We start from the raw sequence: 17,974 nt of genomic DNA, 5'->3' as shown, positions 1-17,974 counted from the left end.
CGCCCCGAGCATGCTTGACCCCGCCGCATCGCTGCCCTCGCGCCCCCTGTGGGCCGAGGATGCACGCTGGTCTGTCGAGCGAGCCTGGCCGGTCCCAGGACGGCCGCAGGTGTTGACGGTGGAGGTCACCGCCCTAGAGGATCCCGAGCCCGCCGGATCCTCAGCCGCAGAAGCATCAGGCCCGGCAGCCTCGAGCCCCGGCGGGTCACGGCGCGCCCGACGAGCCGGGTATTTCCGGGTCGAGCACCACGGGGGTGCCGCCAGGCACAGGGAACACCTGGAACTGTTTCCGCCGAACACGGATCCCGCCCTGCCCGCCCTGCAGCAGGCCGCCCGGGGCGGTCTCGTGATCGCCCACGAACCCGGCCTGCGTGCAGTGGTGCGGCATCGCGACGAGGCGAATGAGACCTACACCGTCGTCCTGCCCGCTGGTGGGGCGAGCGATCTGCTCGCGGGCATGCGGCGGGCGCAGGCGTTCTCCGGTCCGTTCAGGCTTCCCCGATTGATCAGTCATGGTGACTCCACCGCCACGTTCCAGGCGCTGACCGGCGTTTCGCTGCACCGACCTCACCGGATCGGCGCGCAGGCATGGGAGACCGCCTGGGAGCAGTCCCTGGACGCGTGGTCCACCGCGATCCAGCACCCGGGCGAGCTGCCCGCGAGCACCCCGGTGCACGGGGCCGCCACGGAGATCCGCCGCCTGCAGCGCTGGGAGGCCCTGGTCAGGCCCTATATCGTCGGTTCGGAGCTGTTCCAGCGCAACGTGAGGACTGCCTGTGAAGCGCTGGCCTCGATCCCCGAGCGTCGGATGGTGCCTGCCCACCGGCAGCTGCGCGATGAAGATCTGCTCTACTCCCCGGAGGTGGGACCGGCACTGGTGAAGGTCTCCAGCGCCGGTTGGGCCCACCCCGCACTGGACTTGGGCGGGCTGCGTGCCTGCGCGAAGTGGAACGAGCTGCGCGGGCTGTGGGACGCTCCCCGTCGCGCGGTGGTCTTCCGACTGATCAACGACGCCGCCTACCGGAACGGTGTCGCCGCAGATGCGTTGGAGGCCTATGAGCGGGCTGCCCTGCTGCGCCTGAGCGCCCAGTTCACCTTCTCCCCCAATCTGGCCGACGCCGCAGAGTCTCTGCGAGCCAGCCTCCTGCAGCCGGAACTGCGGGGCTGAGGTCCATGCACACAGCCGACCTTGGCTCCGAATCCGGGGACCCCAGAGCCGAATCCGCGGCCGCAACCAAAGCCGCCGTGCGGTCCCGGCTCCGGGCGGCCCGCCGAGAACTCACCGCGGAACAGATCTCGATCCGCGGCAGGGCACTGGCCCAGGTCCTCCAGACGGTGGTGCCGGCTGGCTCCGCGGTGGCGGGGTATCTCCCGATGCCCGGCGAGCCGGACGTGCGACCGTTCCTCATCGACCATGCCGAGGTCGGCGGTCTGGTCTATGTCCCGGTGATCGCCAGCTCAACAGATCGACTCCTGACGTGGGCGCCGTGGTCGCCTGCGGCGCAGCTGCGACGCAGCGCCTTCGCGGCGGTCGAGGAGCCCCTGGGTGACGGGCTCGACACCGTCACGCTGCGCGAACATCACCCGGAGGGGCTCACGGTTCTGGTACCCGGCCTGGCAGTGGACCATCAGGGGGCACGCATGGGCCAGGGCGGCGGCTTCTACGACACCGCCTTCGGAGCCGGCAGCGATCAGCGGGTCTCCACGTCCGGCGGGTCCGCCGTGGGGCACCCGTCCGACCTCGGCCCGCTGCGCTTCATCGCCGTGGTGCACGCCGAGGAGGTCCTCCGCCCGGGAGCATTCCCGGTGGAACCCCATGACCTGCGCGTGCACACCATCGTGACCGAACGCGAAGCCACCACGCCGCGGCCCTTATAATTGATTGGCAGTATTGCCACAGTCTGGCCGGTGCACCCGACCGTCCAGCACCCTTCACCTCTGAGGAACTCGATGCCCACTTACGCCTATGCCTGCAAGGACTGCAGCCATGCCTTCGACATCGCCCAGAAGTTCAGCGAAGACTCGCTGACCGTCTGCCCCGAATGCCAGGGCACCTTGCGCAAGAAGTTCGGCTCCGTGGGAGTCTCGTTCAAGGGCTCCGGCTTCTACCGGACAGATTCCCGCGCCGCAGCCAGCTCCGGCGGCGAGACCTCGAAGAGCTCAGGCTCCGAGGGGTCAGCGGCCCGTCCCAGCGGCGGCTCCTCCGATTCCTCCTCCAGCTCGACCAAAGCGGCCTCCGGTGCAGGCTCCTCGGGTTCAGGGTCCGCAGGCTCGGGCTCATCGGGCACTTCCAGCTGACTCTTCGGGAGGGCTCACCCCCTCCCGAGCCGTTGCGGGCGGTCCGCCTCCGCGAAGACTCAGGTGCAGGCTTCCCTCCTGAGTGGCCTGAGCGATGGACTCCGCCGCAGCAGGATCCACGGCCAGAATGACGACCCCGCCGGCCTCGGCCCCGCTGGGCAGCCAGTTCTCCGAATCATCCTGCGGGGTCCACAGCACCGGCACGGCGGTCGCCACCAGCTGTGAGGCCGAACCGCGTTCCGGGGTGTCGCTCGAGGCCAGGACATCCACCCGCTGACCCGGTCTGACCAGCGCAACCATCGCCGGATCTGCCGGACGCACCGGCACTGCCACAGTGCCGCGCTGCTGTCCCGCGAGCAGGCCAGGACCCACGAGCTGATCCGGGTGGATCAGCGCACCTGCCGGCATCGGCACGGCGGCCTGGCGTCCCACCACCTGTTCGGCCCGCACGGAGTAGTCGTGCGGAACCGCCGCCACATCGACCTGGACCTCTTCCACCACGGCGGCACTCAGCCGCTCCCCTGCCCCGATATCGGCGCTGACCCGAAGCGCCGCGGTGGTCTCCACCTGCCCCTCGGCACCGGTGAGCACCGCAGCCCCTGCGACCCCCAGACCCAGGATCAGAGCGAGCGGTATCCGGAACCGTTGGATCAGCCGGGGCAGCCCGGAGCCGCGCAGACGGCGGTTGATCCTCGGGGACCTGCGCCTCTGATCCCGGACCGCGGGGGTCCGGTGGGCAGGAATCTGTGTCGTGGGAGACCGCACAGCTGGTGCCGGACCGACGCTGCGCTTCGAGGCTGGACTCTGCGGCGCTCGCCCCCTGCTCGGCGAAGCCGGCTGGGTCCGGACCCGTCGGGGACGCTGCGGAAGGAACGGACCAGCAGGCTCCTGGTGAGGGCCAGCGTCGCGGGAATCGCTGCGGAGACCGCTCCGGGGATCACCGCGAGGCCGGGTACGTCGAACGGGGCTGAGGCTGGACATGTCCACCAGCGTCGCCCACGGGGGCGCCGCAGCTGCCGCGACTCATCGCTCTGTGGAGCCGGGGCGCGGTCTGCGCCCGCACGGTGGGCTGGGGAAAAGTGCACCGGCTGCACCCGGCAGGTCCAGGATCAACCCCAGTGTGGGGGCCGCTGACTCAGGATCCATTGCTCATGGTCCGTCAAGGGCGCCTCGGGGCTTCGGCGCTGCGAGGGGCGCGGCTCGCCAGGGGCCCGCTCCCCCGCAGGATCCGGAGCCTGTTCCGAGGACCCGGCGCCGTGCCCCAGGGGCACCTCGTCTTGGCTGAAGGGGTCGGTGAAGTCAGACTCCACGGCATGGGACTGTCCCGAGGTCGGCGGCGCGACCACGCGCCGTCGTGGCCTCCGCCCGGCCCCGCCAGAACCGGCCCGTCCGGCGCCACCAGAACCGGCCCGTCCGGCCCCGCCAGGACCGGCGCTCCCCGAGGCAGCGTGATCCGAACCGGCCTCATCAGGCCCGTTGCCTACGGCTTCCATGCCCCGCGCTCCCGCGGCGGCAGCCACTTCTTGGACTTGCGGTGGGAATCCTCGTCCTCGAGGTCCGCCGCGCCTCCGAAGCGGATGCCTTCGCCGCGGGCATCCTGCTCGCGGGCTCGGCGGCCGCGCGGGGTCTCACCTGCGGTCTGCACGGTGATCCGGCCCGCTTCGGCGAACTCCGGCCCTGAGGCCAGGCCGACCTGTTCGGCCACGACCTCCGTGCAGCGCACCGGGTTGGAGAAGACCTCGATGGTCCACAGCGCCATATAGCTCCAGCCCAGCGCCTCGAAGGCGGCGGGACGCTGACGGGAGCGCTCGCGCACCGACATGGCGCCGTAGCTCTTGGTCCCGTCGGAGACCATCGCCACCGGCACCATGGGTTGATCCGAGGTGAACCTGCGGGAGCAGGCCGCGAGATCGAGGGTCCCGCGGAACCCGTCCTCGACCCGCCCGCCGCGCGCCCGGATCCGGTCCACCAGATCCAGCACCAGCGGATCGGTCAGCTGCGCCGAGGCAGTGGGGTTGTCCGAGCCTTCGAGGCCGAGCCTGATCAGGTCATAGATCTCACGGGCGCCATAGGTCAGCGAGTCGCGGTACATATCCGCGTTCGAGAGCGAGGTGACCACGCGCAGATGCTCCCGAGCCCGGGTCAGCGCGATCGCGAAGTGCTCACGGCCGCGCACCTCGGAGAGCTCCCCGAAGCGGGTCGCCGCCTCGCCCTTCACCGAGCGGCCGAAACCGAGGCTGAAGATCACGTCGTCGCGGACCAGGCCGGAGGCGCGCTCCACCGGAGTCACCACGAACCTCTCGCCGTGGGCGCCTTCGGTGAAGAACGGCTTCGCCCACGCATGATTGGCCAGGTTCAACCGGATCGCGTCGGCGACCCGGCGGGCGTGCCAGGCGGAGCCGGTGATCACGGCCAGCGAGTGCCCGCGTCGGGAGCGCACATGCTCGAAGACCATGTCCACCACCCGGTTGACCTCACCGGTCGGGGATTCCACGGCGTCGCGGTACCCGGCCTGGATGCCTGCGACCAGCTCCACGGTGAAGCGGCGATCCTGACCGGTCAGCTGCGCGGCGTCGGGAAGTCGCGTGAGCTCGCCGTCGTAGAGCGCGGAGGAGAGCAGACCGGTGAGCTCCTGGTCGACTCCGCGATGGACCTGACGCAGCGCATGGTGCGGCAGCACGGCGGCCAGCTCGTCGTAGATCGAGGCGGGGCGTGGCTGTTCGGTCTCGCGCGCCACCGGGTCGGCGGAGACGTGGAAGGGGGTGGGCGAACCGGCCACCGGGTCACCGAAGGCCACCACCTGTTCGGCCCGGGTCACCGCGTTCAGCGCCGTGGGCACGGCGAGCGACTCGGCGTCGAGCAGGATCACGACATCGGCGCGGTACTCGGGCGGGAACTGCTCCCCGAGCCCCAGCGGCGAGGTGGTCCAGATCGGGACCAGCGGCTGGGTCACCTTGGAATTGATCGTCTCCAGGGCCTCGATGGTGGGCGTGGCGTCGCGCAGCAGGGCGCGCAGATCCGCGGCGGCCTGGGGATGGGCCTCCACGGCGGACTTCCAGCGCACCGCCAGGGCATGGCCGAGGCGCTGCGCGCTGGACTCGATGTGGCCGGCGTCGGAGCTGCGGAAGGTCTCCTCGACGCTGCGCAGGTTCTCACCGGTGGTCATCGCCAGGTAGTCGTCCCCGGAGATCATCGCCTCCAGCGCGGACTGCCACCAGGCGAGCTCCAGCTCCTCGGCGACCACGCTCGCGCTGATCTCGCGCTCGGAGAAGTCCTCGATCAGGTCCCGGAAGCCCTGCTCGCGCAGCTGCTCCCCGAGCAGCGTGCGTTCGGGCAGGGTCTCCAGCGGCTTCTCATCGGCAGCCAGGGTCTCCACGGTGTCCAGCAGCACCTCAATGGGCATCTCGGTCAGCGACCCGGTCTCGAGCACCTCATCAAGACGCTGCAGCCGGGCCTGGACCTTCCCGAAGGCGTCACAGAGCGCGTCCAACCGGTGCGGCACCTTGGGCGCGGAGCCGGAGAGGGACCACTGGTTCCATTCCTCCCGCTCGGACTGCACATCGATCAGCGAGGAGTGCAGATCACCGATGGCGACGCCGGGGCGCACGTACTCCTTGGCGAGCCGACGCAGCCGGGAGCGGGTCACCGAGGTCATCTCGACGTTGTTCTGCCGACGCCACCACCCCGGGGCGGTGGCAGCGATCAGATCGTCCACCGCGCGGGCGTAGACGTCGTGGCTGAACCTGCCCAGGGATTCCTGCACCCGCTGGAAGAGCAGCACCTGGCTGTTCCACTCGCTGAAACTGGCACCCGGGGTGATCCCGGCGGCCTCGCAGGCGGAGACCATCATCTGTCTCAGCTCCGGGAGCTGCTCGCGCAGCTCGATGACCAGGGCCATCGCGTCCCGGGTCTCCTGTCGGTTGGAGAGCCGGGCGTTGAACCAGGGACTGTCGCGGGTCTCGGCGGAGAAGGCACCCAGCTCGGCGGCGCGCTTGAGCTTCACGGTGATCTGGCTGCGGTCCACGGTGTTGTCGAGCACCGAGCGCTTCAGCCGGACCGAGGTCGACGGCGCCGGGCTCAGGCTGGTCAGCGCGGCCAGGGCCTGCATGGCCTGGTAGGGCGAGCAGTCCCAGCGGCGGCGCACATTGTGCAGCGACTTCACGTGTTCCACCAGCTGGTGGCGGGACTTCTTCAGCTTCGTCTGCAGGGTTCCCAGCCGAGGCGGCTCGGCCCGCTCATTGCGGCGGATGGCGCGGATCAGCTGATCCCGGATCTCCTCGGAGGTCCCGGCGGCAGAGATGTTGCCGGCCAGCGTGCCCAGATGGACCTCGGAGAGCCGGTTCTTGAACTGCTCCAGGGTGGCGGTGCGCTCGGCGAGGACCAGCACCCGTCTGCCCTGCCAGGCCAGACCGGCCGCGGCGTTGATCGCGGTCTGGGTCTGACCGGTGCCGGCGGGGGCGGAGACCACCACGGACTGCCCGGCGAGCACCGCGTCCAGCGCTGCCTGCTGGTGCGGATCGGCGTCCGCGACCAGGCGCTCGTCGCGGGGCTCCCGCTCATCCACCGGGGGCAGGTCTTTGCGGGCGAGCTCGGCACGAGCCTGGCCCAGCGGCTTACCGGTGGCCATGGCCCGGATGACGGGGTGATCCAGATCCAGCCCGGTGGGGTCTCCCAGGAAGGTCAGGTCCGCGAAGGTCGAGACGTAGAGCTGTCGCCACACCTGCACCGAGTGCATGGTGTCCACGCCTCCGGCGATCCGGGCGAGCGCATCTGCGGGACGGCTGGGATCGAAGCGGGCGGTCACATAGCCGGAGCTGTGGAACTCCACCGGGTCCAGCCGGGTGCCATGTCGGGTGGCGAGGTGACGGATCAGGGCAGGGTTAAGCCGGGCGGCCGCGCTGAACTGGATCTCGAAGTCGCCACTGCCGTCCTCCCGCGGACGCAGGGTGATCGGCACCAGCATGACCGGAGCCGTGAAGTCCTCGGTGAACTGCTCCCCCGAGGAGGATTGACCGGCATCCTCGGTCCAGCTGACCACGCCGGCGGCGAGGAAGCCGACGTCGATTCCGCGCTCCTCGGACATCTCGCGGGTCTTGGCCCGGATGCCCTGGGCGGCCTGCTTGCCGATGGTGAAGGCGTGCTGATCGTTGAGCAGCGTGGAGAGCCGGGTCTTGCGCCCCGCCATCAGCTGCATCATCCCCGAAGAGTTTGCGTCGGTGAGGTCGATGGCATTGTGCTGGCTCGGTGAGAACCGCAGCATCGTGTCGTTCTCGGTCCCCGAGCCCACGGATTCCAGCCAGGCCGCGACCGGGTCGCGGCCGTTCTTGGCCAAGGGTGCCGAGGGCGTCGAATCTGGGGACGCCGCAGAGCCCGCGGACGCGGGTGAGGACGGGGACGCCGGTGAGTCTGCTGAGTCCGGTGAGCCGGGCGACCCGGCCGAGTCTGCGGAATCGGCCGATCCGGGCGACTCTGGGGTCGACGCCGATGCAGCCGAGCTCGCGGAGTCTACGGATCCAGGAGACTGCGCGGATCTCGGGGACTGCGCGGAACCGGGCGAGTCCGAGGCCGCAGGGGCGGCGTCGTCCTCGTTGTCACGGTGCTGATGCTCCAGCGCAGTTGCTGCGGGCCCATTCTCGGACGGCAGGTCCCACTCCTCAGCGGCTGGTTCTTTGCTCACAGACGACCTTCCACAATCCCCACCGGAATGGGCTCACGCCCATTCCGGCACCCTCGTCTCCCTCAGGGACGACGAGGATCGCCGATAATTACATGCAGTGAAGTCTAATGATCCCGGCGGCACAACCCGCAATCGGTCTCAGCCTGACCTTGAAGCCGCCGGTCGGCCGCGGGTCAGGGCCAGAAGTGGATCAGCGAGCCGATCAGGAACGAGGAGATCGCGAGCCCGGCGAGCAGAAATTCGAGCACGATCCCGAGCCCGACGGCGCGCAGCGCATGCAGGCTCGCGGTCCCAGCGGCACGCCAGTCGCGCTCCCGGCGCACGAATTCGGCGCCGAAGAGCCCTGCGGCGAAACCGATGAACAGCCCCAGCGGCGGGAACACGATCAGCCCGATCAGTGCCGTGAGGATCGCGATCATGATCGGCCCGCGCGGAATCTGCTGCCGGTGCAGCGATCGACCGGTGAGCACCGTGGAGCTGCCCCAGCCGATCACGGCCAGGACCACGCCCAAGATCGCCGCGGGCCAGGCCACCGGGCCACCCAGCAGCACCGCCCAGACGATCAGGGTGATGACGATCAGCAGCGAACCCGGCAGGATCGGGAGCACCACGCCGAGCGCGCCGAGCACCAGCAGGAGTCCGGCGACGACGGTGGTGATCGCCTCGGCGGAGGGAGCATCAAGCATGAGTCGTCTGACTCACTCCCATTCGATGGTGCCTGGCGGCTTGGAGGTGACATCCAGGGTGACCCGGTTGACCTCTTCGACCTCGTTGGTGATCCGGTTGGAGATCTTGGCGAGCAGCTCATAGGGCAGCCGTGACCAGTCTGCGGTCATCGCGTCCTCGGAGGAGACCGGGCGCAGCACGATCGGGTGGCCGTAGGTCCTGCCGTCGCCCTGGACTCCCACGGAGCGGACGTCGGCGAGCAGCACCACCGGCATCTGCCAGACCTCCTGGTCCAGCCCGGAGGCGGTGAGCTCCTCACGGGCGATGGCATCGGCCTTGCGCAGGATCCGCAGCCTGTCCTCGGAGACCGCACCGATGATCCGGATGCCCAGCCCGGGCCCCGGGAACGGCTGACGCTGGACGATCTCGGCAGGCAGTCCCAGCTCGGCACCGACGGCCCGGACCTCGTCCTTGAACAGCGCGCGCAGCGGCTCGACCAGCTTGAAGACCATGTCCTCGGGCAGCCCGCCGACGTTGTGGTGGGACTTGATGTTCGCCGCACCCTCGCCGCCGCCGGATTCCACGACGTCGGGGTAGAGGGTGCCCTGGACCAGGAACTCGACCGTGGCGCCGTCGGCGGCCGCCTCGGCGAGCACCGCCTTCTCGGCGCCTTCGAAGGCCCGGATGAACTCCCGGCCGATGATCTTGCGCTTGGTCTCGGGATCGGTGACGCCCTCAAGTGCGGCGAGGAAGCGTTCCCGCTCATCGGCCACATAGAGCTTCGCGCCGGTGGCGGCGACGAAATCGCGTTCGACCTGTTCGGCCTCACCTTCGCGCAGCAATCCGTGATCGACGAACACGCAGGTCAGCTGGTCTCCGATGGCCTTCTGCACGAGGGCGGCGGCCACGGCGGAGTCCACGCCGCCGGAGAGTCCGCAGATCACGCGGGCGTCCCCGACCTGGGCGCGGATCGCGGCGACCTGTTCTTCGACGATGTTGCCGGTGGTCCACTCGGGGGTCAGGCCGGCACCGTTATAGAGGAAGTTCTCGATGACCATCTGGCCCTGGGGCGAGTGGCGCACCTCCGGATGCCACTGCACGCCGTAGAGCCTGCGCGCCTCGTCGGCGAAGGCTGCGACGGGAGCGCCTTCCGAGGAGGCCAGGACCTCGAAGCCCTCCGGTGCCTGCTGCACGGAGTCGCTGTGCGACATCCAGGTGGACTGGACCGTATCGGTGCCGGTGAGCAGCGAATGCGGGGCGTTGACGCTGCGCACCTCGGTCTTGCCGTATTCGCGATCGCCGGTGCGGGCCACCTCGCCGCCGAGGCTGTGAGCCATGGCCTGGAAGCCGTAGCAGATGCCCATCACCGGGATGCCTGCCTCGAAGAGCTCGGTCTCCACCTCGGGGGCACCCTCGGCGTAGACCGAAGAGGGCCCGCCGGAGAGGATCACTGCGGAGGGATTGCGCGAGATGATCTCTTTCGCGGCGAGGGTGTGCGGGACGACCTCGGAGTAGACCCGGGCCTCGCGGACGCGGCGGGCGATGAGCTGGGCATACTGCGCGCCATAGTCCACCACCAGCACGGTCTGGGCCTCGGAGTTCGAGCGCTCCACGGCGGGAACGGCAGAGTCTGCGGAATCAGGCTGAGAAGTCACCGTCCCATCCTAAGCGACAGCACCCGCGGCGCACCGCCCTGCCCCGGAGGTCCTGCTCACAGGTCGCCTGCTTGAAAACCCGTCGAGGGCCCGCCGTAGGATGATCGGGACCAGATGCACACCTGTGAACAGGAGAGACTCATCGTGACTGCCGAAACATTCTCACTCAACGTTGCGCAGCTGGGTGAGTCTGGCGAGACCGTGGTGTTCCTGCACGGGCTGTTCGGGCAGGGTAAGAACTTCACCCAGATCGCGAAGGCGCTCTCCCCCGAGCTGCGCTCTGTCCTGCTGGATCTGCCCAACCACGGCGCCTCCGACTGGACCCAGCGCTTCGATTATGTCGAGCAGGCAGATATGGTCGCGGATCACCTGCGTCGCACCGTGGCCAGCGAGGCTCCGGTGCATCTGGTGGGGCATTCCATGGGGGGCAAGGTCGCCATGGTGCTGGCCCTGCGCCATCCGGAGCTGATCAGCCGCCTCGCCGTCGTCGACATCTCACCGGTCGCCCGGGAGTCCATGGGTGAATTCGATCATCTCATCAGCAGTCTGAGCCGGTTGGACCTGGCAGGCCTCTCCTCCCGCGGCGAGGCTGATGAGCTCCTGCAGGAGCCGATCCCCGAGCGGATGGTCCGCGGCTTCCTGCTGCAGAGCCTGGCGCGCGACGGCGAGGGGTTCCGTTGGCGGGTGAATCTGGACCTGCTCCATGAGTCGCTGCCGCAGATCGGGGGCTTCCCGGAGTTCACGGACGAGACGTTCGAGGGCCCCGTGCTCTGGATCGCCGGAGCCGAGTCCGACTATGTGCAGGATGACTTCGCTCCTGCCATGCGGGCGCTGTTCCCGCGCGTGAGCCTGACGACGATCAAGGACGCGGGTCACTGGGTCCACGCGGAGAAGCCCGAGGTCTTCTCGGCCGTGCTCAAGGCCTTCTTCACGGCGGACTAGCCCCAGAACGACGACGACGCTCGCCCGCGCCCTGCTTTTCAGCGCCCACGCGCCGTCTTTCGCGCCCGCGCGCCGTCTTTCGCGCCCGCGCGCCGTCTTTCGTGTTGCTGGGGCGAGAACGGGCGGAATGGCTGTGTCGGGCGAGCTGAGAACACCCGTTTGCGCCCCAGTGACGGGGATGAAGTCTCCGCTCAGCGGACTTCAGGGCTTTCGACCGCCGCGCTGGGGCGCGAACGGGCGGAATCGCCCCTTCACGCGAGCTGAGAGCACCCGTTTCCGCCCCGGAGACGGGATGACCCCTCTCCTCGGCGGAGGGTCGCGGCAGGCGGCGGTCTATGATTCGGGCATGACTCACGGGGGCGCCCAGCCGCGGACACTCACGCAGCAATCCGAGGCGAAGCGGGCCGAGGTGCAGCGGCGTACGCTCACCGTCGTCGTCTTCAGCCAGATCCTCGGCGGCGCCGGACTGGCCGCAGGGGTCACCGTGGGCGCTCTGCTGGCCCAGGAGATGCTCGGCTCAGCGAGCCTGGCCGGGCTGCCCATCGCGCTGTTTACGCTGGGCTCCGCGCTTGCGGCGTTCTCCGTGGGGCGGGTCAGTCAGCGCTGGGGTCGCCGGATCGGGCTGGGTCTCGGGTTCACCGCCGGAGGGCTCGGCGCGATCGGAGTGGTGGCCGCGGCGATCGCGGATCACGTCCCGCTGCTGTTCTTTGCCCTGTTCATCTACGGGGCCGGGACCGCGACGAACCTGCAGGCCCGCTACGCCGGGACAGACCTGGCGCCGGAATCACGCCGCGCCACCGCGATCAGCATCGCCATGGTCTCCACGACCCTGGGGGCCGTGGCCGGCCCGAACCTGGTTCAGCCGCTGGGAGATCTCGCGACGAGCCTGGGCATCCCGCCGCTGGCAGGACCCTTCCTGCTCGCGGCCGCGGCCTACCTCGCCGCCGCAGCGATCCTCCTCGCCTTCCTCCGCCCGGACCCGTTCCTGCTGGCGCGGGAGCTCGCCGAGATCGAAGCTGCGGAAACCCCTGGCATGGCCGGGGAACCCGCCGCCAGCACCCACGGGGGTACGGCGGCAGACGCGGCCGAACCTGTCTCCGAGCTCGCCGCCGGCGCAGGCTCCACCGGCTCAGCGCATTCCGCCCCTGCCCCCAGGCCCGAGCCCGGCGTCTATATCGGCGCGACCGTGATGGTGCTGACCCAGATCGCGATGGTGGCGATCATGACCATGACCCCGATCCACATGTTGGCCCACGGCCACGGACTGGGATCGGTGGGACTGGTGATCGGGCTGCATGTGGGGGCCATGTGGCTGCCCTCGCTGGTCACCGGGGTCCTGGTGGACCGGTTCGGTCGGATTCCGATGAGCGTCGCGGCTGCCGTGCTGCTGCTCGGCGCCGGCGTGGTGGGCGCCGCAGCCCCCGGGGATTCCCTGGGTCTGCTGATCCTGGCGCTGATCCTGCTGGGGGTGGGTTGGAACGTGGGGCTGATCTCCGGCACTGCGCTGGTCGTGGACGCCACGGTCCCGGAGAACCGTGCCCGCACGCAGGGCGGCGTGGATGTGCTGATCGCCCTTGCCGGAGCCGGCGGTGGGGCGATGTCGGGGGTGGTGATGTCCACGACGAGCTTCGAACATCTCTCGCTGGGCGGAGGGCTGCTCGCGCTGCTGCTGATCCCGGTGCTCTTCTGGGCCGGTCGTGCGCAGGCGCGGCCCGTTCCGGCGCCCCGCTAACCGTTCCGGCGCTCCGCTAGCCCGCCCGGGCCGGACTCTCGCCCTCCCGGGGCAGGCGTCGATGCGGTGGGCCGCTCAGTAGCGGCGCACGGCCTCGGGGTTGGACTCCATGTCGACCCGGACCTCGCGGGCGATCTTGCGCTCCACCACGAAGCTCAGGAACGGCACGACGCCGCCGAGCACGATGGTGACCAGCCGGCCGACCTTCCAGTTCATCAGGTACCAGAGTCGGAATCCGGCGATGATGTAGATGACGTAGATCCAGCCGTGGATCACCGCGATCCAGTAGGAGATCCCGGTGCCGTCAACAACCGAGTCCTTGGGGTGGAAGCCCAGCGAGTTCTCGGCTCCTGCGGCGGTGGTGCCGCCGGCGTAGAGCTCGTAGCCGAAGCCGTAGTCCATGGTCATCTTGGCGACCAGGATCAGCAGCATGATGCCGGTGATGAAGGCGAAGGCCTTGTAGAAGTTCAGCGATCCTTGGATCTGCGCGGCGGTGCCCCCGAAGCGGCGCTGCTTGGGCCGCGGCGGAGCCGGCGGGATGTCATCGGTCGCCGCGGGATCGGTCAGATGGGCGTCGCCGGTACGGGAGTCACTCATGCGTCTCTAGTCTTTCGCTTGGGTCTGTTGCCGCAGGGCGAGCTGCTCGGCGCGCCACTGCTCCTGCCATTCACGGTCGAGCCGCTCTTCCTCCAGCTGCTTCTCATGGGCGTCCTTGACCAGGCGCCACCACAGGTAGAAGGCGAATCCGGCGAAGACCGTCCATTCCACGCCGTAGAAGAGGTTCAGCCAGTTGATGTCCGAGGTCTCGGGCTGCGGGTCAACCTGCACCGGCTCCATGGCGGAGGACGACGTCGCTCCCACCTCCGCGCCGCTGGCGTCCAGCGTCTCGAAGGCCACGACGAAGCCTGAATAGCCCGGCTCATCCCACACGTTGATCAGTTCAGCCGGGGACAGCGTGGGGAAGATCTGCGTTCCATCGGCTGACATTCCGCGCTGACCCGGGCCGGGAGCCTCGGGAGGAAGCAGCCGGCCCTGGACCTCGAGCGCCTCGCCGGAGGGAAGCTCCTCGGCATCGGCCGGATCGGAGACCCAGCCTCGCACCACCGGGATGATGTTCTCATCCGGGGCGTCCTCGGGGCGGAAGGCCGCGACCACCCAGTAGCCAGACGTCCCATCCTGCAGGCGCTCATCGATGATCACCTGGGTGTCGGCGAGGAACTCGCCGCTGAGTTCCACGATCTGGTCGGCCTGGGCCACCGTCATCGGCTGCATCGGCGCATGCACCTCGGTGAGCGGGACCGGGTTCTCGGTGATCTCCTGGGTCGGCGGCGGCTCGGAGCTCGATTCGCTGAACTGCCAGGCGCTCAGCACCACGAAGACCGTGGCCAGGACCAGCGCCAGGGCGAGGGTCCCGATCCATTTGGGCTGCAGAGCGGTCTTGAGCACTCATCAAGGATACGCGCCCTGCAGAGCACTCCGGGCGCCATGGTCGCGATGTTTCTACAATCGGTAGAAAAATCCCGGATAAGTATGAATATTCAACTCGATTTATACCTGTGCGGTCAGTGGTGTCATGATGGCCTCATGATGCGCCTCGATCACGTCTCCTATGCAGTCGGTCCCGATGGAATGGAAGCCACGGTGGCACGAATCACCGATGCCCTGGGCGTAGAACGCGTCCGCGGCGGGATCCATCCGCGCTTCGGAACCCGCAACGCCATCATTCCGCTGGAGAACCGGCAGTACCTGGAGATCGTCGAGGTGCTGGACCATCCCAGCGCGGACAAGGCGCCCTTCGGTCAGGCCGTGCGCAACCGCTCCCTGGTGGGCGGCGGCTGGATGGGCTGGTGCGTCAGCGTCGATGACCTCACCCCGTTCGAAGAGCGGCTGGGCCGCAAGGCCGTCCCGGGCAACCGCAAGTTTCCCGACGGCCAGGAGCTGACCTGGCAGCAGATCGGCATCAAGGGGCTCATCGCCGATCCCCAGGTGCCTTATCTCCTGCGCTGGAACGATGGCAGCGACGGGCTGCACCCCTCGCAGGCCTATCCGCCGGAGGCCGCCCTGACGAAGCTGAGCATCGCCGGCTCCCCGGACCGAGTCACCCAGTGGCTCGCCAGCCCGAATGTGGATCCGTTCGAGGATGTGGACGTGGAGTGGATCGCACCCTCAGGCACACCGGGCATCATGTCGGTGACCTTCCGCAGCCCCAAGGGCGACGTCACCATCTGAGCCGGCGTCCTCGGCGTGCCTACCGGCACGCCGCTCCCTCGGCCGCGCCTTGTACGCAGCGGTCCCAGGGCGGAGCACCGTTGAAGCCGCGCACCTCGAAGCGGCTCAGCGCAGACTGTTCGCCTTGGTCACCACGTGGTTCGCCAGCAGCACCGCAGGGTCCACCAGCGGTCGCGGTGACTCCTCGGTGGTCATGGCCAGCGGGATCTCGGTGCATGCCGCGACGATCACATCAGCGCCCTGGGCCACCAGAGACCGGGCTACCCGGACCAGGCCGGCGCGCAGCTCGGGCCCGAGGCTTCCGGCCTTGACCGCGTAGATCGCCTCCATGACCGTGTGCTGGTCGGCGGGCTCAGGGACGATCGGCTGCACCCCGTAGGCGGCCAGGCTGTCCTGGTAGAGGCCTGCGGTGAGCGTCGCATCGGTGGCCAGAAGTCCGGCGGCCTTCACGTAGGGCAGCGCACTGAGGTGCTCGGCGGTCACCTCGATCATGGAGACGTACTCCAGGTCCACCTGCTCGCGGACGCGCGGCAGGAAGGCATGGGACCCGTTGCAGGCGGCCACGTAGAACGCCGCGCCGGCGTCCTTGAGCTGCTGGGCGCCCTCCGCGAGCTTCGGCGTCGGGTCCTCCCCGTGGCCCACGATCGCCTGCGAGCGGTCCGGGACGGTGGGATCGGCCCAGATCATCACCCGCAGGTGCTGCTGGTCCGTGGCGGCGGGGGTGGCTGCGATGAGCTTCGAATAGAAGTCCACTGTGGCGGCAGGACCCATGCCGCCCAGGATCCCCACGAGGGGGCCCTGGGCGGCATGGGTGGCGGCGGTGTTGTCACTGGTCATCAGCGAAGAGTGTACCCTTCGGCGCCTGCTGAACAGGCGCCCTCGGGCACCGGCGGGTCAGCCCACCGCAGTGGTCTGATCCCGCTCTCGGTCCAGGTTGCGATCACGCTTGCGACCGCGGGCAGGGGTGTGAGCAGGTGCCTCGCTGTACTCTGCGTTGCCCTTGTTCAGCTCCTCGACCAGCTTCACCTTGCGACGCTCGTGCACCTCGGCCAGGCGGGCTGCCCGGCGGGCACGACGACGGCGGGTCGGCCAGGTCGCGATCAGCAGGATCACGGCGAAGAGCACCGCAAGCGCGACCACGGCCACGCCGGCGTCGATCCAGAACTGCTCGGGGTAGAGCTGGATCAGCGTGGAGTCGGCCGGGAAGGTCCAGGTGCCGTCGGCGAAGAAGATCCGGTGGAACTCGGCGAAGAAGAGCTGCCAGTCGATGATCGCCAGGACCGCGACGGCGATGATGATGCCCAGGGTGACCCAGGCGCCGGCGAAGAGCCCGCGGGCCGTGCCTCCGGGACGCCAGGCGCGCAGCAGCAGGGCGAGGATCAGGGTGATCACCAGCAGGATGACGCCGATGAGCATGGCCCAGAGGACCACGAACTTCACGTCGATCATGTGTGAGACCTCACCGTCGGTGAACAGCTGCTCCCCACCGGGGGCCAGTTCCGAGAGGTACCGGCCGTTCGCCAGGTTGGTCAGGAAGTCTGTGCCGTAGGAGCCGTAGACCAGCCGGTCATCGGCGTTCATGCTGTAGGCCCCGTCGGGGATCCAGGGGCGGTTGTAGGCCACCCACAGGAAGAGCGGCGAGGCGACCAGGCGCACGGCGGCGACCAGCAGCAGGATCGGGGTGAAGATCGCGATCAGGACCTGGAAGAACCGTGAGACCCCGCGATTGGAGCGGGCGACCTCATCGTCGAGATCCGCGTCGGTGACCGACTCATCCGAGCCGTAGGCCGCGTGGGTCGGGCTGGAGGCCGAGCGACCGGAGCGGTCAACGCCCCCGGCACCTGCCGCAGTGCCTGCAGCTGCACCGGCGCCAGCCCCGGCGGCCGCCGGGGCCGCTGAGCCCGAGGCTCCGGCGGTGGCGGGAACCACAGCGGTGTCCTGATCCTCGGACTTCGCCTCGTCCCGATCACGACGGCGCTGCTCACGTCGGCTCAGTTCGGCGGCATTCTCTGTGGGCTGGTGGGCATCAGCACCCTGGTTCGAGGTTGCCGGGGTAGGGCTCGGCACGCCCTGCTGCGCTGCCCCGGGCTCCGCCGCGGCACCTGAGCTCGCGGCGCCTGAGCTGGCGGCATCTGCTCCCCCAGCACCTGCTCCGCCGGCACCTGCTGCGGCCGCCCCGGTGAACGTGGTCGTGTCCTCCATGGAACGGGTGTCCCGGGAGGTGCGCACATCATCGAGGGAACGCGTGGCATTGGGGTTCTGCGCAGCTGCTCCCTGGTCGGGCGTGCGCGGAATGTTCTCGGTGGGGGCATCCTGGTCCTGACGGCCAGGACCGCCCTGCGGTGCCCGGGTCGCGGGGATGGCCTGGGTGGCCTGGTCATCGGGCTGGCCTTGACCGGTCCGTGCCGGGCGCTGGTCTCGCTCCGCACTCAGGTTGTCGTCGGGGAAATCGGGTTCTTCGGATGCGAAGGCACCGTAGTCCAACCCGGATTCAAAATCTTCGTTCTCGTCGGCGGGCCTGCCGGCCTCGTTCCGATCGGAATTCGCGCTCATATCTGCCTCTCCACGCATTACTGACTCTCCCCAACAGTATGAGCGTGACGCCACTTATGCGGGGAGGAAGCCCGGAGAGTCGGCGATGAGCATCCCTGTGATCCCGCGGAAGGACCGCACTCGGACAGCCTTCGGGCGCTTCGGGCTCGTGTCCGGATCACTCCGGCCGCGATCACCGCGCGGCGCAGCAGGATCAGCGGAGCACTCTGGGCCCCGGCGGAC

Annotated in this window: 16 protein-coding genes; 7 read left to right on the top strand and 9 right to left on the bottom strand. The window is 69.3% G+C overall.

The features are described 5' to 3' along the window. Positions 1 to 10 precede the first annotated feature (10 nt). From EV640_RS05610 to EV640_RS05600, 3 genes are all read left to right on the top strand, one after another. Positions 11 to 1,168, top strand: a complete 1,158-nt coding sequence (locus tag EV640_RS05610; protein ID WP_133726040.1) for a hypothetical protein — start codon at positions 11 to 13, stop codon at positions 1,166 to 1,168. 5 nt (positions 1,169 to 1,173) lie between these two features. After that, on the top strand, positions 1,174 to 1,878 hold the full coding sequence (locus EV640_RS05605; protein WP_036477301.1) for a 5-formyltetrahydrofolate cyclo-ligase: 705 nt from the start codon (positions 1,174 to 1,176) through the stop codon (positions 1,876 to 1,878). Positions 1,879 to 1,950: 72 nt separating this feature from the next. Then, entirely contained in the window at positions 1,951 to 2,298 is a 348-nt protein-coding gene (locus EV640_RS05600) for an FmdB family zinc ribbon protein (RefSeq protein WP_036477303.1), read from the top strand. Here the strand turns inward: EV640_RS05600 and cpaB are convergent. The 3 genes from cpaB to EV640_RS05590 form a co-directional block, all read right to left on the bottom strand. Further along, on the bottom strand, positions 2,278 to 3,063 hold the full coding sequence (gene cpaB, locus EV640_RS05595; RefSeq protein ID WP_161634842.1) for a Flp pilus assembly protein CpaB: 786 nt from the start codon (positions 3,061 to 3,063) through the stop codon (positions 2,278 to 2,280). The genes EV640_RS05600 and cpaB overlap by 21 nt on opposite strands. Before the next feature lie 344 nt (positions 3,064 to 3,407). After that, entirely contained in the window at positions 3,408 to 3,644 is a 237-nt protein-coding gene (locus EV640_RS13575) for a hypothetical protein (RefSeq protein ID WP_161634843.1), read from the bottom strand. 134 nt (positions 3,645 to 3,778) lie between these two features. Next, positions 3,779 to 7,558 carry a DUF4011 domain-containing protein gene (locus EV640_RS05590; protein ID WP_133726039.1) on the bottom strand — a complete coding sequence of 1,260 codons (3,780 nt, stop codon included), beginning with the start codon at positions 7,556 to 7,558 and terminating at the stop codon, positions 3,779 to 3,781. 1 nt (position 7,559) lies between these two features. Here EV640_RS05590 and EV640_RS05585 point away from each other — a divergent pair, with 1 nt between their 5' ends. Beyond that, positions 7,560 to 7,901 carry a hypothetical protein gene (locus EV640_RS05585; protein WP_036477305.1) on the top strand — a complete coding sequence of 114 codons (342 nt, stop codon included), beginning with the start codon at positions 7,560 to 7,562 and terminating at the stop codon, positions 7,899 to 7,901. Between the two features lie 247 nt (positions 7,902 to 8,148). Here EV640_RS05585 and EV640_RS05580 read toward each other — a convergent pair whose 3' ends face one another. Both EV640_RS05580 and guaA read right to left on the bottom strand, forming a co-directional pair. Beyond that, on the bottom strand, positions 8,149 to 8,661 hold the full coding sequence (locus EV640_RS05580) for a DUF456 domain-containing protein (RefSeq protein WP_036477307.1): 513 nt from the start codon (positions 8,659 to 8,661) through the stop codon (positions 8,149 to 8,151). Between the two features lie 12 nt (positions 8,662 to 8,673). Further along, positions 8,674 to 10,224 carry a glutamine-hydrolyzing GMP synthase gene (gene guaA, locus EV640_RS05575; RefSeq protein ID WP_051501427.1) on the bottom strand — a complete coding sequence of 517 codons (1,551 nt, stop codon included), beginning with the start codon at positions 10,222 to 10,224 and terminating at the stop codon, positions 8,674 to 8,676. A 216-nt stretch (positions 10,225 to 10,440) separates the two neighbouring features. Here guaA and EV640_RS05570 point away from each other — a divergent pair, with 216 nt between their 5' ends. Then, positions 10,441 to 11,238: an alpha/beta fold hydrolase gene (locus EV640_RS05570; protein WP_036477440.1), complete on the top strand. Its 798-nt coding sequence runs from the start codon at positions 10,441 to 10,443 to the stop codon at positions 11,236 to 11,238. Positions 11,239 to 11,584: 346 nt separating this feature from the next. Further along, positions 11,585 to 12,970: an MFS transporter gene (locus EV640_RS05565; protein ID WP_036477442.1), complete on the top strand. Its 1,386-nt coding sequence runs from the start codon at positions 11,585 to 11,587 to the stop codon at positions 12,968 to 12,970. Positions 12,971 to 13,045: 75 nt separating this feature from the next. Here EV640_RS05565 and EV640_RS05560 read toward each other — a convergent pair whose 3' ends face one another. Then, positions 13,046 to 13,567 carry a DUF3817 domain-containing protein gene (locus EV640_RS05560; protein WP_133726038.1) on the bottom strand — a complete coding sequence of 174 codons (522 nt, stop codon included), beginning with the start codon at positions 13,565 to 13,567 and terminating at the stop codon, positions 13,046 to 13,048. A 6-nt stretch (positions 13,568 to 13,573) separates the two neighbouring features. Beyond that, complete coding sequence (locus EV640_RS05555; RefSeq protein WP_133726037.1) at positions 13,574 to 14,416, bottom strand: SURF1 family protein; 843 nt, start codon at positions 14,414 to 14,416, stop codon at positions 13,574 to 13,576. Positions 14,417 to 14,554: 138 nt separating this feature from the next. On the opposite strand from EV640_RS05555, the gene EV640_RS05550 reads away from it, so the two are divergent. Then, positions 14,555 to 15,199 (top strand): VOC family protein, encoded by a 645-nt coding sequence (locus tag EV640_RS05550; RefSeq protein ID WP_133726036.1) that lies wholly within the window; start codon positions 14,555 to 14,557, stop codon positions 15,197 to 15,199. 105 nt (positions 15,200 to 15,304) lie between these two features. Here the strand turns inward: EV640_RS05550 and cuyB are convergent, their stop codons facing one another. Together cuyB and EV640_RS05540 are read right to left on the bottom strand one after the other, a co-directional pair. Continuing rightward, on the bottom strand, positions 15,305 to 16,036 hold the full coding sequence (gene cuyB, locus EV640_RS05545) for a cysteate racemase (protein WP_036477311.1): 732 nt from the start codon (positions 16,034 to 16,036) through the stop codon (positions 15,305 to 15,307). Positions 16,037 to 16,093: 57 nt separating this feature from the next. After that, complete coding sequence (locus EV640_RS05540; protein WP_051501418.1) at positions 16,094 to 17,752, bottom strand: DUF1461 domain-containing protein; 1,659 nt, start codon at positions 17,750 to 17,752, stop codon at positions 16,094 to 16,096. Between the last annotated feature and the right edge of the window lie 222 nt (positions 17,753 to 17,974).

This window comes from Nesterenkonia aurantiaca, assembly GCF_004364585.1.
Lineage (GTDB): Bacteria > Actinomycetota > Actinomycetes > Actinomycetales > Micrococcaceae > Nesterenkonia > Nesterenkonia aurantiaca.
The sequence above is the reverse complement of the archived record's forward strand: the minus strand, read 5'-3'. Positions and strand labels throughout refer to the sequence as shown.

Coding starts and splice junctions, on each gene's coding strand:
- EV640_RS05610 (WP_133726040.1), top strand. CDS start 11: ATGCTTGACCCCGCCGCATCGCTGCCCTCGCGCCCCCTGTGGGCCGAG.
- EV640_RS05605 (WP_036477301.1), top strand. CDS start 1,174: ATGCACACAGCCGACCTTGGCTCCGAATCCGGGGACCCCAGAGCCGAA.
- EV640_RS05600 (WP_036477303.1), top strand. CDS start 1,951: ATGCCCACTTACGCCTATGCCTGCAAGGACTGCAGCCATGCCTTCGAC.
- EV640_RS05590 (WP_133726039.1), bottom strand. CDS start 7,558: ATGCTGCGGTTCTCACCGAGCCAGCACAATGCCATCGACCTCACCGAC.
- EV640_RS05580 (WP_036477307.1), bottom strand. CDS start 8,661: ATGCTTGATGCTCCCTCCGCCGAGGCGATCACCACCGTCGTCGCCGGA.
- EV640_RS05565 (WP_036477442.1), top strand. CDS start 11,585: ATGACTCACGGGGGCGCCCAGCCGCGGACACTCACGCAGCAATCCGAG.
- EV640_RS05560 (WP_133726038.1), bottom strand. CDS start 13,567: ATGAGTGACTCCCGTACCGGCGACGCCCATCTGACCGATCCCGCGGCG.
- EV640_RS05550 (WP_133726036.1), top strand. CDS start 14,555: ATGATGCGCCTCGATCACGTCTCCTATGCAGTCGGTCCCGATGGAATG.
- cuyB (WP_036477311.1), bottom strand. CDS start 16,036: ATGACCAGTGACAACACCGCCGCCACCCATGCCGCCCAGGGCCCCCTC.
- EV640_RS05540 (WP_051501418.1), bottom strand. CDS start 17,752: ATGAGCGCGAATTCCGATCGGAACGAGGCCGGCAGGCCCGCCGACGAG.